Annotated in this window: 20 protein-coding genes and 1 pseudogene; 9 read left to right on the top strand and 12 right to left on the bottom strand. The window is 56.2% G+C overall.

Features of this window, described 5'->3' with window-relative positions:
- The 11 genes and pseudogenes from BDK61_RS22790 to BDK61_RS22740 all read right to left on the bottom strand — a co-directional run.
- A pseudogene (locus tag BDK61_RS22790) lies at positions 1–630 on the bottom strand (alkaline phosphatase PhoX); the annotation flags it as partial.
- A gap of 221 nt (positions 631–851) precedes the next feature.
- Positions 852–1,703 carry an IS5-like element ISHma10 family transposase gene (locus BDK61_RS22785; protein ID WP_121301968.1) on the bottom strand — a complete coding sequence of 284 codons (852 nt, stop codon included), beginning with the start codon at positions 1,701–1,703 and terminating at the stop codon, positions 852–854.
- A gap of 425 nt (positions 1,704–2,128) precedes the next feature.
- Positions 2,129–2,614, bottom strand: coding sequence for a hypothetical protein (locus BDK61_RS22780; protein WP_121304949.1), 486 nt, complete (start codon positions 2,612–2,614; stop codon positions 2,129–2,131).
- Positions 2,615–2,618: 4 nt separating this feature from the next.
- On the bottom strand, positions 2,619–2,918 hold the full coding sequence (locus BDK61_RS22775) for a ribbon-helix-helix protein, CopG family (RefSeq protein ID WP_121304947.1): 300 nt from the start codon (positions 2,916–2,918) through the stop codon (positions 2,619–2,621).
- A 484-nt stretch (positions 2,919–3,402) separates the two neighbouring features.
- Complete coding sequence (locus tag BDK61_RS22770; protein WP_341866894.1) at positions 3,403–3,900, bottom strand: type IV pilin N-terminal domain-containing protein; 498 nt, start codon at positions 3,898–3,900, stop codon at positions 3,403–3,405.
- A gap of 152 nt (positions 3,901–4,052) precedes the next feature.
- Positions 4,053–4,499, bottom strand: a complete 447-nt coding sequence (locus tag BDK61_RS22765) for a type IV pilin (protein WP_121304943.1) — start codon at positions 4,497–4,499, stop codon at positions 4,053–4,055.
- Between the two features lie 462 nt (positions 4,500–4,961).
- Entirely contained in the window at positions 4,962–5,312 is a 351-nt protein-coding gene (locus BDK61_RS22760; RefSeq protein ID WP_121304941.1) for a type II toxin-antitoxin system PemK/MazF family toxin, read from the bottom strand.
- Between the two features lie 15 nt (positions 5,313–5,327).
- Positions 5,328–5,597 carry an AbrB/MazE/SpoVT family DNA-binding domain-containing protein gene (locus BDK61_RS22755; protein ID WP_121304939.1) on the bottom strand — a complete coding sequence of 90 codons (270 nt, stop codon included), beginning with the start codon at positions 5,595–5,597 and terminating at the stop codon, positions 5,328–5,330.
- Between the two features lie 537 nt (positions 5,598–6,134).
- Positions 6,135–6,398, bottom strand: coding sequence for a hypothetical protein (locus tag BDK61_RS22750; protein ID WP_121304937.1), 264 nt, complete (start codon positions 6,396–6,398; stop codon positions 6,135–6,137).
- Positions 6,395–6,724, bottom strand: a complete 330-nt coding sequence (locus tag BDK61_RS22745) for a hypothetical protein (RefSeq protein ID WP_121304935.1) — start codon at positions 6,722–6,724, stop codon at positions 6,395–6,397. Before BDK61_RS22745 ends, BDK61_RS22750 begins: the two co-directional genes overlap by 4 nt.
- 159 nt (positions 6,725–6,883) lie before the next feature.
- Positions 6,884–7,243 carry a helix-turn-helix domain-containing protein gene (locus tag BDK61_RS22740; RefSeq protein ID WP_148709183.1) on the bottom strand — a complete coding sequence of 120 codons (360 nt, stop codon included), beginning with the start codon at positions 7,241–7,243 and terminating at the stop codon, positions 6,884–6,886.
- Positions 7,244–7,315: 72 nt separating this feature from the next.
- On the opposite strand from BDK61_RS22740, the gene BDK61_RS22735 reads away from it, so the two are divergent.
- The 9 genes from BDK61_RS22735 (at position 7,316) to BDK61_RS22700 (ending at position 11,244) form a co-directional block, all read left to right on the top strand.
- Positions 7,316–7,678 (top strand): hypothetical protein, encoded by a 363-nt coding sequence (locus tag BDK61_RS22735; RefSeq protein WP_244210032.1) that lies wholly within the window; start codon positions 7,316–7,318, stop codon positions 7,676–7,678.
- Positions 7,675–7,908: a hypothetical protein gene (locus BDK61_RS22730; RefSeq protein WP_121304931.1), complete on the top strand. Its 234-nt coding sequence runs from the start codon at positions 7,675–7,677 to the stop codon at positions 7,906–7,908. The genes BDK61_RS22735 and BDK61_RS22730 overlap by 4 nt, the downstream gene beginning before the upstream one ends.
- Positions 7,905–8,222, top strand: coding sequence for a hypothetical protein (locus BDK61_RS22725; protein ID WP_121304929.1), 318 nt, complete (start codon positions 7,905–7,907; stop codon positions 8,220–8,222). Before BDK61_RS22730 ends, BDK61_RS22725 begins: the two co-directional genes overlap by 4 nt.
- Entirely contained in the window at positions 8,219–8,437 is a 219-nt protein-coding gene (locus tag BDK61_RS22720; RefSeq protein WP_121304927.1) for a hypothetical protein, read from the top strand. Before BDK61_RS22725 ends, BDK61_RS22720 begins: the two co-directional genes overlap by 4 nt.
- Positions 8,427–8,930: a hypothetical protein gene (locus BDK61_RS22715; RefSeq protein ID WP_121304925.1), complete on the top strand. Its 504-nt coding sequence runs from the start codon at positions 8,427–8,429 to the stop codon at positions 8,928–8,930. The genes BDK61_RS22720 and BDK61_RS22715 overlap by 11 nt, the downstream gene beginning before the upstream one ends.
- Complete coding sequence (locus tag BDK61_RS22710; RefSeq protein ID WP_121304923.1) at positions 8,927–9,139, top strand: hypothetical protein; 213 nt, start codon at positions 8,927–8,929, stop codon at positions 9,137–9,139. The genes BDK61_RS22715 and BDK61_RS22710 overlap by 4 nt, the downstream gene beginning before the upstream one ends.
- Positions 9,129–9,269, top strand: a complete 141-nt coding sequence (locus BDK61_RS23710) for a hypothetical protein (RefSeq protein ID WP_167467426.1) — start codon at positions 9,129–9,131, stop codon at positions 9,267–9,269. Before BDK61_RS22710 ends, BDK61_RS23710 begins: the two co-directional genes overlap by 11 nt.
- Positions 9,262–9,540 carry a hypothetical protein gene (locus tag BDK61_RS22705; RefSeq protein ID WP_121304921.1) on the top strand — a complete coding sequence of 93 codons (279 nt, stop codon included), beginning with the start codon at positions 9,262–9,264 and terminating at the stop codon, positions 9,538–9,540. The genes BDK61_RS23710 and BDK61_RS22705 overlap by 8 nt, the downstream gene beginning before the upstream one ends.
- Positions 9,541–10,113: 573 nt before the next feature.
- Positions 10,114–11,244 carry a hypothetical protein gene (locus tag BDK61_RS22700; protein WP_011222138.1) on the top strand — a complete coding sequence of 377 codons (1,131 nt, stop codon included), beginning with the start codon at positions 10,114–10,116 and terminating at the stop codon, positions 11,242–11,244.
- Between the two features lie 339 nt (positions 11,245–11,583).
- On the opposite strand, the gene BDK61_RS22695 is transcribed toward BDK61_RS22700, so the two are convergent.
- Positions 11,584–13,002, bottom strand: a complete 1,419-nt coding sequence (locus BDK61_RS22695) for an archaellin/type IV pilin N-terminal domain-containing protein (protein WP_121304919.1) — start codon at positions 13,000–13,002, stop codon at positions 11,584–11,586.
- Positions 13,003–13,122 lie beyond the last annotated feature (120 nt).

Genomic DNA, 13,122 nt, shown 5'->3' with positions numbered 1-13,122 from the left:
CTCACCCTTGCTTATCGGGACCCGGGAAACGCACCCAGGGCTGTTCTCCCAGTTCGTGAACAGGTAGCCCTCGGTCCCCTCGTCGTTGCTCGGGACGAACTGGTTGCAGTCGGGGTTCGTCGCCGCGCCGCCGTACTGGGTGCCCGCAAAGTTCTCCTGGGTGATATCTGTTCCATCGGGCGTCTGGACCACACCAAGCCGTGCCTGCCCACTGTTGATGGGTTCGCGTCCCTGCACGAGGATTTCGTAGTCGCCGGCTGCGGACCGGACCTGACGCTGTTTATTTTCTGTGTCCGGAACCCCCACCTCAGGAAAGTCGTCATTGCTTCCGTTAAACTCAAACTGGAAACCGCTGAAATAGCCCACCGCAGCCCGCCCGAACTCTCCAGGGTTCTCTTCGTCCGGGTGTTGGAGACTGTACAGTAGTCCGCCGTCTTCGAACACGAATGGCCCTGTCACCTCCGCACCAAATGCCGTTGTCGAGAAGCGCTTGAGGCTCCCAGCGACGCTCGGAGCGCCCGGTGTATCTGTCTCTTCGACTTCTTCTCCGCTTGCCACGCCGATGACGCTGGCCCCAAGCGCAGCAGCCACCGACTGTGAAAGTACCTGCCGTCGAGTGAAATCGACCATGCGAATGAGAAATTCAAGGTTTTGTTATTAACAGTTTATAATACTGATATGATAATTCGTTATAGCAAGCAATGAGTCAATTCATCAGTATACTACTAAGTTAGTAAACGTGTATCATTTTGTATCTAATCTGATTATACGCTGCAAGTGAATTGCATATACTCTCAATAAGCAATAAAATGCTTGAAACGGCTCAATTGAATCCGGCGAATTTCGGCGTTTCAGCGTTCAATTGCCTGCTCCACGTTGTAAACGCCGGCTATGAGCGTTATCTCCCGGAACTGGCGGAACCAGTCACGCGCTCGGACGGCGGAGCCGTGCGAGCGCTTGATTGAGGAGTTGACGGACTCGGTCTGTGATCGCTGACCATAGAGCTCGTCGTCTATTCGGGCGTTGTGTGCGTGATCGTAAGGAGCGAAAACACGGTGCTTGATCAGCGGACGAATCCCGGCGTTTCGAAGCTCCTCACGGAAGCTCATGTCATCATAGCCTTTGTCAGCGGCCAAGCTTCGAAGGTCGCCCGCGTTCCGCAGGGCGACCTTCGGGCCGATCTTGGTTTCGTCAGGCCACTTCGTGCTGCAGTGTAAGTCAAGAATTGCTCCCTCAGCTGTATCTACGAGAAACGTCGTCTGGATCGTTTTGACGGAACGATCAATCCGTCGCAAGTAGTGAGACGATGCCTGCTGACGGTCGAAGTAGGTGGCATCAATTGCGGCGTGACCATTCTGGTCCAGCAGCTCCGCCGACCGGCGGAGCAGCTGTCGCCAGACAGTCATCGATGCCCGTTTGAACGCCTTACACAGCGTCGAAGGCGCGGGAAACTCCCCGCGTTGAAGATTCAATACCGCTCGAACACGTTCCATCTCTTCGGCCCAGTCGATGATTTCCTCGTACTCCGCGCTCATGTGTTCGCGCAGATAGAGCAAGACTGCGTGCTTCCAGCCGGCAAACCCGTTGCCGGCTGGATCACTCAGTTCCATCAGCGCAGCGTCAGTAAGCTTTTGAGCGAGCGAAGCCACTTGCTTCACGAAGCGGAAGAGGGTGTTGTGCATAACATTACTCTCCCGCTTCATACCCGTGATTCTAACGACCTATCCCGGCGCCGTCTGTGGATTCAATTGAGCCCTTGAAACAGTAGATATGATTAGGTACGTACTATCCATATTAAGATTTGTCCGTCAAATTATCATAAGCTATAATTCGATCTTAGTTCGGATTCATCTATTCATCTAGTCTAACATTTGTCGGCAACTATTCCGACACCAGATGACTCTTCAATTCAGAGAAGGAGTTATTTATCGCGAGCAGTGGGACCTGATCTCGTAGTGGGTTTCATCGTTGCTATCCGTTGAGGTGGCGTAATCGAGAATAGACTGCTGGGTCTTGTTAGCGTGGGTGCAAAACTCATTGATGAAGTGTTCAGCAAGTATGACCCATCATTTGAGGCGGCGACACCTACCGTTGAAGTGCGATTTTAATTTCGAATACGAACTCGCTGTCATTCAAATAGTTTCTGTGCCCGCCGATAGATCGGCTGTCCAAGCCAGGACCGTTGTTCGGCGAGCTGGTCAAGTTTCTCCAGAGCTGTCTGTCTATCGAGGACCTGCCAGGTTACCAGTGCTTTGAGCACGATGGGTGAAATCGCGACCTGTGCATCGACAGCGGTCTGGAGCTCGGGCAGGGCACGAAGATCATCAGTAATCAAGAACGCTGCGTCGAGGTCGTTGCACAGGAGCGCACAACTCCCTTCGCCCTCGTCAATCCGAGATGAGGCAAGCGTGCCGTCGACGTGTCTAACAGTGATTTGCGCTGTATTGTCGAGGACAGTCTGTGCGGCGTGGCCGTGGGTATCGTCATAGGCACTGGTTGCATCGAGTTCGTGGGTAACTGTCTCCGTGGTAGCGACCTCGAATTCGGTGAGCAACGTATCGAGCAGGTCGACCGACGCGAGAGAGATGAGTGCAGCTGTATCCGCGACAATCATGCACTCACAGTTGCGCGAGATCGTCGGCCATCTCGTCGCCCTGCTCAAGAAGGGTCTTGGATGCCCGGACGGATTCGGCATCTTGCCGTCCGAGGACCTCTTTCAGCGCGTCAAAGCCGATCTCGTCATCGAGATAGAGGTCGACAACGGTTTCCTTGAATGTCTCTTGATCCTCCATCTCTTCTAAATACTCCTGGAGCGCCGCAACGACGATCTCTGTCCGGTTTTTGTGTGTCGCTGCGGCCGCGACATCCGCTTTGTCCAGAAGTTCGTCGGGCAATCGGAAATTGACGCGGGTCGTCATGTATGTACAGTGTACCCACAGGTGGATAAATTTCCGGGGCCGCTGCTCAGACGGCACCCGTCGCAGCGACCGAACAGGTTCTGGTGTGGCGTGGGTGGCCGACGCCCGGGAGTGCGTACAGGTGGGCACCGGCTCGTGCGGCGAACGAGCGACGGTGTGGGGAAGTTCACAGTCAGTGATTTCCGCAGGGCCTGACACCGGGCTCTCGTGCAGCCCTCGCACCTTCGTTCATAACACCGGCTACCGGGAGTGAGCGGCGTGCAGCAAATTCGCCCGAAATCCGGAATCACCAGTACTGTGGTGGCTATGGCTCGTGCTGTCGGGTCTTGCCGTCAAGCAGTTGATCTCCTGATGTTTCGATGATACTAATTCAAGCGTTGATCGGAAAGTCAGTCCGACCAACATCAGTTCATGAGGAGCTCAAATAAGGGATACTGACTACCTTGCGGCACCCGCGAGAGGGTAGCAGCCCATAGATTGTTACTTACGCACCGGGGCCGGTCCACTCCGCCAACGTGGCGGAGGTATCGCCCTCTTCGGATTGGAAGGTCACTCTGACGGTTGCTTGATCGAAGTCACTACTGCCTTCTTCCGCAATTGTTAGAGTATTACCTGCTGCGATTTGACTCCCTTCGCTGAATGCATCGAAGTCGCTCCATGCAGCTGAACGGGAGTCCGTGACATCGTCATCAGGATCTTTGAAGTCTTCATCGGAGCTGACGCTCAGCAACTGCGCTTCAATGGTGTCACCACCGTTGTGCGTAATATCGAGCTGATTAGGGTCTTCGTCAGTATCGTAATTGAAGCTAAAGCTCGCTTGTGGGGCAGTGTTACTCACGCTGTCGCCAAGTCCAAGCACGAACGTAGCGATAACGGCCGCGAGAATGACTGTGATTGCGACCATTAGGATGACCCCAATGACCGGTGATACTGCGCTGTCGTCGTCGAATAGCTGTGTAATATCCATGGTGATTGTATTCACGTGTCTGAAACGAGTTCGTTACCAAAGGATTCTCTTCGTACCGAAACCCTATGGATTCTTACTCTCGTTTTATACTCGTGTAGATGTAGATTGTCTGCGTGTGGATTAAAGCATACCGCTATCGTTATCAATCGTAATATCAATCCTATTTATTAGGCATCTGGACCAGAGTCTTGGGCAAGCGTTGCGGAATTGTCACTGTCTTGACTCTCATACACTACACGGAGGTCGTATTCACCATCTACGCTGGAGATTTCTGCGGAGTTACCCGCTGCGACCTCTGAGGATGGGTCTACATCGCCGACGTCGGAACTCTCCCATGATTTATCGATATCCTCACTGCTGCTCTTCGTGCCACGAACATACAGTTCCTGAGCCTCTATCGTATCCCCGCCATCGTGCGTGATCGTAAGTGGTTCGCCGGCCTCATAATCGAACGTAAAGCTCGCCTGTGGTGTTGATTGCGCTGCAGTATCGCCGAGTCCGAGTACGAAGGATGCGATTACTGCAGCCAAAATAACTGTAATCGCGACCATTAGTATGACTCCAATGACCGGCGAAACAGCGTCTTCATCGGTAAGTAGCGCTTTCGGTTGCATTACATGAGTCGCTCGTCTATTATCTGTATTAAACGGCGGATATTGTTCAGAGAAAATTGCCAGCTCAGGCCCGGCTATACCGACTTCAAGACTACCTTGTAGATGCTTGTACTCCCAGAAAAGGTGTACGCCGGGTGCGGACACCATGGAATCAGGGGGCTATTCAAACCCCTGCCACAGAGGGCAGTATTATCCTATTGGTGGCGATGCCACCGACACAATGTCAATTCTCAATACTAAAAACAGTACCGGATAGCAATTTAAGCTGGCGCGACGACATGCTGGTGCCCAGCCTGCGAGGGTATCAGCTGGAGCGTCAGCCCAGCCAGTGCCATCTCCCGTAGCACTTCGGGCGGGACGCCGTCAGTCTCCCAAAGCATGGCGTCGAGAAACTGCGAACACCGAGGCGATCGCTTGTGGTAATCCGGTCAGTACAGACTATACACTGACGGAACTTTTCGCTCAAATGCCGAGGCTATCTTTGATTGCCGAGTCGATTTTCACCATGTCTGATGACGGGACAGACCCAATGTTATTTTTTACACGTTCATCGATGTCGACAACCCGGATTTGACTTAGGTCTGCCACTGAATCGTGATCAAGGACAGTATCCGAAGCCAGTACTTCTACCTCGAATGGGTACGTGTCTCCAGACGTGTACTGCTTTGTGAATGGAGCGATGATGGTTGTCGGCGAGTACTGATTCCCAACATCGTTCTGGATGACAACACAGGGCCTGCTCTTCCCTTGCTGCTCACTTCCTTTCGTGGGATTTAGTTCAACAATGACAATGTCGCCGCGGCGTACCTGCACAATTGACTCCAGAATTCACTCGCTCCAACCGGGCGCGTCACCGAGATGCCCGGTTGCTTCTGAGGATGCTTCTTCCATTTCTTCAGCCAACTCACGAGACCGCTCGGCTCTCTTTCGGTATCCTTCAGCAAGCCGTTCCTTATCTGTCGGCGGTTTGATTATGATCTCGTCATTCACTTCGACGAATTCAATTTCGTCACCGCCTTCAATGCCACGACGGTCTCGCAGTTCCTTCGGAATCGTCACCTGCCCCCGATCTCCGACTTTCCGTTTGTGTTCAGACATACCTATTCATACTTTTTTCATACTGATATAGATGTCGGTGGCATGGTCATTCAATTCGCACGCCTACTGACCAGCCAATTCGCCATCAATAGTTCTGCAACCAGCACCCTGTTGAACTGTCCTAAACCACCCCTCTAACTAACCAACACCTGGCCGCTTTCACCACCAAGTGTTGGTTAGCGACTCACCACCCCGGAAGTACAAGCTATCTTTATTACACCCTATCACACGCCGCCAGAGTATCGCCCTGACAGCGACTCAAGCGGCCGAACTGCATATCGAGCCCATCTCGATGTTCAGCGGCAAGACCACTCAAAGGCGCTTATTCTCGCACTACTCGGTCCCTCCCGGAAGTACAAGGGGGGTTTACATACAACTCGCCCGTCAGCCACAGATAGATACTCGCGCCGTCGTGGGACCTGCCTCACCAGGCCCCGGCGCGGGGTCGCGAGCTGTCAGGAGTCGTCTTGGAAACCATCGCAACCCATGCCAAATAGCTATGCAAGTCGTCAAAAAATAGAGGTATCGCTGTCTCGCTCAGGCCGTCGCCACGACGTGCTGATGCTCGTTCTGGGCGGGCGTCGGCTGCAACGTCAGTCCAGCCAACGCCAGCTCCCGCAGCACTTCCGGCGGAACGCCCTCAGTCTCACGAAGTACGGCGTCGAGCGTCCACGCGTCGTACTCGGAGCGCACCGGCGGCGTCGTTTCGACCACGGCGGTCGGGGCGGTCTCTCGCAGTGCCCGAGCGGCCCGCCGGACCCGCTGGCGATTCTCGACCGTACAGCGAACGGTCTTGCTCATGCATTCAGCCTCCGAGCGAGATCGTCGACGAGCGAACCCCCGACGTGTGGGCCGACCGCCCAGCCGCGTTCGTCCTGCGTGTACTCGCACCACCCTGCGAGTGTTTTATACGGCGTCTCAGCGAGTTCGACTTTCTCGGCGCGATCTTTGGTGGCGACGACAGCCACGGCGAATTCATACGAGTCCCAGTAATGGGCCGCGCCTTCGCCGTCGACGCCAAGGAAGAGTGGACGGCCCTGTGTGAGCAGTTCGCGGGCGGTGCGTTCCTGTGGATTCGGTTCGGTCGTGCCGACAGATTTACTAGTCGGCGAAGCAGATTTGCTCATGGTTCTTCCAGGAACCGACGCGCCTGCCCTGTCTCTAGCAGGGTGGGCAACTCGTGTTCTCGAAGGCACAAAATCGCCCAGCGGCGCGTCTGTTCCTGTATTATTGTATATACTCAGAGCTACTTATTATTTTCGCTAGCAAACGAATATTGGTGTTTGCTAAAAGACCTCAGATTGAACACGTTCGCGGCCGGCATCTGTAATGAGGTAATACGCCCGTCCGCCAGACCCGTCAGCAAGTTCACGAATAACTCCGTCATCGGTATCTATTTTTACGCGTTTGACGTGGTTTTTCTCCACCAGTTCGGACATTTTGTTCTGCACTGTTCGGTAGCTGAACGTGATATTTTGCTGGTGGATCAGGCCTCCATAGATAGACAAGGGTTGCATCGGGGCCTCATTCTCAGCCATAAATGCGAGTATGGCCAGCTCAGACGATACTTGTGGCACACTCGTACGTTGTGCAACGGGGGTTTTACTAATACCGGGTTTGTTGGATTTGTTATAGCTAATACGCATTTTGTCTTACTACTCGTTGTATGTGTTTGTAGACGCAAACCACTAAGTGGTTGGGATAGGGAACATGGTGGTATGCGCGGCTTACCGGGCCAGATTGATTCGTGGAAAATGGACCACCGGAGCCGTAACTCCGCTGGCCCGGTCGCGCACGGCACTATGACCGAGACAATCAGACCACAAAACGATACCGCACAGGACCGACAGGAGCGTCGCCTCCAAACCGCGAAACGACTCCTCACCGAAGCCGACACCGACGCTACTGTCGTTGAGTACTGCCAGACTGTTCTATCCCGGCCGGGCTACGACCGCAGCCACAGCCAAGCACGAGTAGACGCCTGCACAGCCCGACTCGCCCTAGCCCAGACAGACACCACAACCAAACGCACGCGCGAAGCCAGACAGGTGCTGCTCGCCGTCAGCGGAGGTCCACAATGAGCACGCACCGCCCAAACCGCCCGACCTACCTGCAGGGCCACCCGCATCTGGTCGCCCAGCCACCCGAGCCCTCCACAGTCTCGATCACACGCGCTCGCAACGAAGCGCTGTGTACCGAGTGCCGACGCCGGGTCACAGTCAGTGACGGCACCGAGTACGGCCACGCCCGTGGCCTCCGGGTCGACAACACTGTCTGCCCGCATCACTGCCACAACGGAGGTGTCAGATGACGCCCACCGACGACGAGTTCTACGTCATGCCCAAATCCCAGTGGAACGACGGCAAGGTCCACCATCCAGCCCCCGAGGCTACCCGAGAGGATCCGACGCCACTGTGTGATGCCGGCAGCGACGACATCGAAGTGTTCCGTGTCGCCGATGAGACCGACCGCGAGCGCTATGGCCTCTGCAGTGTCTGTGCAGCCAAAGCCAACGACGAGCCCGACCCACGCGGAAATCATGATGAGTCGGGCCGCTCGCCAGCTGATGTCCTCCGCGAGAACGGCTTTGAGCTGCCCGAAGACTCCACGGGAGGGTCGGCATGAGCACCGACCACAGCACCTACGACGATATAGACGGCCAGTCGCTCAACGAGCGCTGGCCCGACGCCGACGCGGTGGCCGCTGTTGGTGGCCCGGTTCGTGAGCTGAAAACTGACGGCGGGCGCGTCTCCGAAGACGATATCGAGCAACGGCTGGCCCGGCTTGAACGAATCGTCCTCAACGAAGGCGACGAACAGGAGGGCGACGATGCAGAGTGAGCAGCCAGCGACCGGCACGGAGCTGTGCTGGGACCACGAAGACTGTCCTCGCGACGACTGTGACGGCGGACTCCAGCAACAAGACCGGTTCAACGTGCTGTGTCTGGCTTGCGAGGGCGTCTGGACCTACGTGAAGACATCGACGGCGCACCTGCTTCAGACAGCCGACTGCGAGACCGTCGCAACAAAGCCCATCGCCATGTCCGACGGCGGGCAATCGCCGGGCGACGCCCGCATCGGCGCCGACGTGCCGACGGCGATCCGCCACGGTGGCGCGACCAGACCGGTGCAGAAGCTCGACCGAGAGCGGAACCTCACCGTCTATCGCGGCCACGCCGTCGCCTTCGAGTGCCAGGACTGTGGCAACGTCCAGTGGTTCGCCACCGACCGGTTCCGATTCATCGCAGACTGTCACGAGTGTGGGCTGGGCAGCTGCTTCGAGTTCGACTTCGACCTCGCTCGGTCGGCGACGCGGGGAGGTGCGTCTGAGTGAGCCGCCTCGAACTCGTCGAGAAGCCCGACACGCCGGAGAGCTTCACCGAGACAATCGAGCACTACGGCGCTACGATTCCTCGCGAGGGCGAGCTCGTCACCTGGGACACGGACCACTACCGCGTGACCGAGGTCCAGCACCGTATCCAGCTGGGTACTGTCGTCGTCCACCTTCGACCACGCGACCAGGAGGGCAACGATGGCGAGTGAGTCCGACGTCACCGTCGACCGTGTCGTCGAGGTCGCCGATCTCGTTGCCGACGAAGCAGACGCCGACACCGAGGCGGTGTTGCTCGATGCGCTCGGGCGAGTACGTAAACGGGGGTGGACCGATGAGTAGAGCCAGCCAAGGCGCGCCGGCCACGCGTCGGGCGCGCGCTGACGACACCGCCGACGTCGGCACACCTGTGAAGGTTGACCGACTGGAGGGTGGTTCGCTGCTCGGGATCGTTCGCGAGCGCTACACCTACGAGGAGTACGACGCCCCGCCGCGGGTGCTTGTCGAATCGTCTGAGAAGATTGTCAACGTCGCTACTGACCGTGTCAGTATCGCTCGCGGGTCAAACGCCGATGTGGTTCGCAGTCTTGTCGAGGATGATACCAATGTCTGACGCTCCTAGCGGTTTTAAGTCGCCGCATGTGCAAGTCGCAGGACAGAGAAGACACTACGAGAACACAACTTGCCTGAGAACGGACCGGCGTTCCCAGCTCGAACCCGCGCCAACGGGAATCGCTGGGAACGAACCCTGTTTCTGTACCGGTTCTTCTCGGCAGAATGGCTTAAGCGTTACCCACCAGCAGCAGGTATCCTTAGCCATATCTGCCGCCGTCGAGAGGCGGAGGGTGCTCACTACACAGGATATGGAGCATCACGAACGAGAGCGTACGCATAGAGACATGCGGTCAGCACCGTCCACGAACGACCACCCCACGCAGAATTTTATTTTTTCGCTGTGCGGAGGACTGGAGTGTCCCCCGGGGGTCCCCTGGACCCCCGAAGGCGGCCGTCAGGCCGTCTACCCGCACTGCGGTCCGTCGCAAGACGCAACCGCAGGCGGGGTGGGGGTCTGCACCCCCACCCCACCCACACACCAAGAAGGTGTGTGTGGTGTGGGTGTGAACCCCCCCGCACACACCGAGATGGTGTGTGGGTGCGGGTCCGCCCTTCGGGAGGTGCAATCCTGATGCGGGACACCTCCAAGCTGGACTGGATGGTTCCCGCAGACGAGTGGGAGCAGTTCCGTCGCCACATCGAATCCCGATTCGGGGTTGCTGAGGGCTATCTGGGCCGTGAAGCCGAACTCGCGATGGAGCAATATATTGACGCGGACGGCTATGCTCGCGTTGAGACGCTCGTCGACCGCCTCGTCTCAGCCGCCGGCCGCTCTCCGGACCACGCCAGCGAAAAAATAAAATCTGATCTGTCGTCTCAGGAACCGACCCGCATCGGCATCCGTGTCGGGACGCCACTCAAAGAGGAGTTCTGCGCATATGTCGACGAGCACACGGACTACAACTATGGTGTCGCCCTCGCACGCGCATTGAACGTCTATCGCGATGGCGGCCGATCTCGCCGGGTGGAAGACAAGCTCGACCGTGTCGTCGACGACGCCGAATCCATGCTGGGCGAGCTCAATGACGACTCCGATAAGAGTCTCAGCAGCGTCCAGCGCAAGACGATCGCCATCTGCCACGATGTCGGCGAGTCGTTCACTGACGAGGTCCTGAACGAGAGCATCCACAACATCGCCGCCGAGGGACCGAAGGCATCCGACCCAACGCTGGAGAAGTACCGCGACCTCGTGATAGACCGCCTTGACTACGAGCGCCACCCGCACAACGAGGAGCTGTGGATCTCTCGCGACCAGGCCGAAGAGATCGCCCCCGACGAAACGCCTGCTGAATGCCGCCGCTCGGTCGAACTGCTGGATACTGATGAGATGAAGCGCCGTCTCATCTACACTGTCGGCCGCCGCGCAATGGCGACGTCCTCAAAGGACGTGACGCTCCCCGAGCGAGAACTTCGGGAAGCGGTGTTCGACGATGAGATTTCGAGACCAACGATGCATGACGTGATGCAAGCAGCCGCCGAGCACTTCGGAATCGGGACTGGCAAACCAGACAGACAACAGGTGCTGCGCCTGAATCTGACCGAACTCGAAATCGACCACCCGGACATGGCACAGACGATTCGACACTTCGCGAACGCCGACGGCGACTCGAGGCTTGCTGACAGCGGCGAGACGACGCTGGGCTCCTATGGTGGCGGCCAGCAGCCGTCGGCGATGACTGATGGAGGGACTGTCGCGGACTGACTATCCACACTGAACCGCACTCAGCACGCCAGCGGACACGCCATCTGCCCGGCTGTTAGCCCCAGCCCTGTCGTTCTACGAGCACCAGAAGGTCGAAAGAACCAGACATATTACGGACACTACTGGAAACAATATCAAAATCACCGACAGCAGTGAAATCGGTCAAAGTCGAGAGTAGGTACAGCGCGAATTGAAAGCACGTCAACATTCACCCCTGCGGAGTCATGCCACTGGTGAGAGATGAGATAGCAGAACACATGACTGACTAAGAACAACTGCTACAACAGTACGCGAAAAATAAAACCAGAAAACAAAAAGTCGAATCGGTAGCCCGAAGTGTTATACCTGAACGGCGGACTCGCCAGCCAGGGTATTCGGAACGCTGATCCGAATCTCGGTGGTTGCACCGGACTCCGTCGTGACTTCGAGAGTCATCGTTTCGCCGGTTTCGAGTGTCCCTGGGTCAATAACGACTCGGAATCGATCCGAGTCAGTCATCACTGGCAGTGAGTCGTCGTTGTCTTGGATCGCTTCAACAGTGTAAGTCTCATCCTCAGTGGCACCAGATCCACTGTAGGTTAGCGTGTTAGTTCCGTCTGGTCCGATCGTCGTGATGGTAGTCTCTTCCATATTTATCTGATCGGCACCAGAGCCTTTGATAGCGACAATGTTCAGAGACTCAACCGTATCACCAGACTGAACATAGCGATCGTTGACTAGTAGGATCCCATTGCTAAGATCGGGACTATCGCCACTTTCAATGCTTTTGAACGCGGTTCCACCACTGGACTTGATATCAGTGCTGTCAGAGGCAACAAGCTCAACGGTACCACTGATTTCAAGCGCTTCTCCATCAGCATCATTAGTGTTGAACGCCTCAACATTGACGCTTGCACCGGTTTCTTCATTCGTAACACGAACCTCACTGTTAGAGGTAAACTCAAACGAAACGGTTTCTCCGGCGGAAACCGGAATTTTGTTAGATGAGCTACCAATTTCGCCACTACTGGTATCGGGCCCAACTTCTAATTCTGTCCCATCAGCGATAACAATCGTGTCACTGTTGGCATTACCGGTCAGTGGGATGTACGATTCTCCGTTGCTACCCGTCGTAACTCCAAGTTCAACGGAATCACTCAGTCCACTGGCTCCGGTAGCCTGCTCAACTAGTTTCGCTGAGCGAAGGGCTACATCCGAATCAGTGGTTCTTTGCAACTTGATTTCTGCGGCGGTATTTACCGTACTACCGTCAGCCCGAACTAACCTGAGCGCTTGGTCAGGTCCGGTACCAATCTCAACTGAGGCGCCAGTCCGATTATTTTCAATCGTCACCGCACTTGACGACTGTCTAGTGAATATTAGCTCGTCTCCGTCGTCTATAGCAAGGTTCCCACTGGACCCGCCGTTTGACCCAGCAGTTAGCGAAGTGGATGAACTCAAAGTATTCGTGGTTACTTTCACTTCAACAGTGGACCCCGAGTCTATTGCGATGACTGAATCGCTCCCGGTTTCCAGACGGATCGTATCAGTCGTGGCCCCACCGGACACGAGCCCAACCTTTGAGGCGACCTGAATCTGGTTGGTAACTTGCGCACTAGACTCCTGGCCGGTCTGCTCTGCACTAGACTGCAGGAAACCGGCCGTATTGATGAGGACGCCCGCGGCAATGGCCGCGACTAGCACCATCGCGATGAACACGATGAGGGTGCCAATCCCGACCTGCCCGCGTTCGTTCTCGTTAGCGATTTTCTCGAACATGATGTGTTGTGGGGTAATCTGCCCCTATAGGAAGAAAATCATACTTGTATATAGTACTCCGGGTCAAGTTATCGAGCATGATAACGAGGGTTTCAGGCTCACAAGCTGCTATTCTCCACT

Source organism: Haloarcula quadrata (assembly GCF_003634715.1).
Classification (GTDB): Archaea; Halobacteriota; Halobacteria; order Halobacteriales; family Haloarculaceae; genus Haloarcula; species Haloarcula marismortui.
This window is presented reverse-complemented; position numbering and strand designations above follow the sequence as displayed.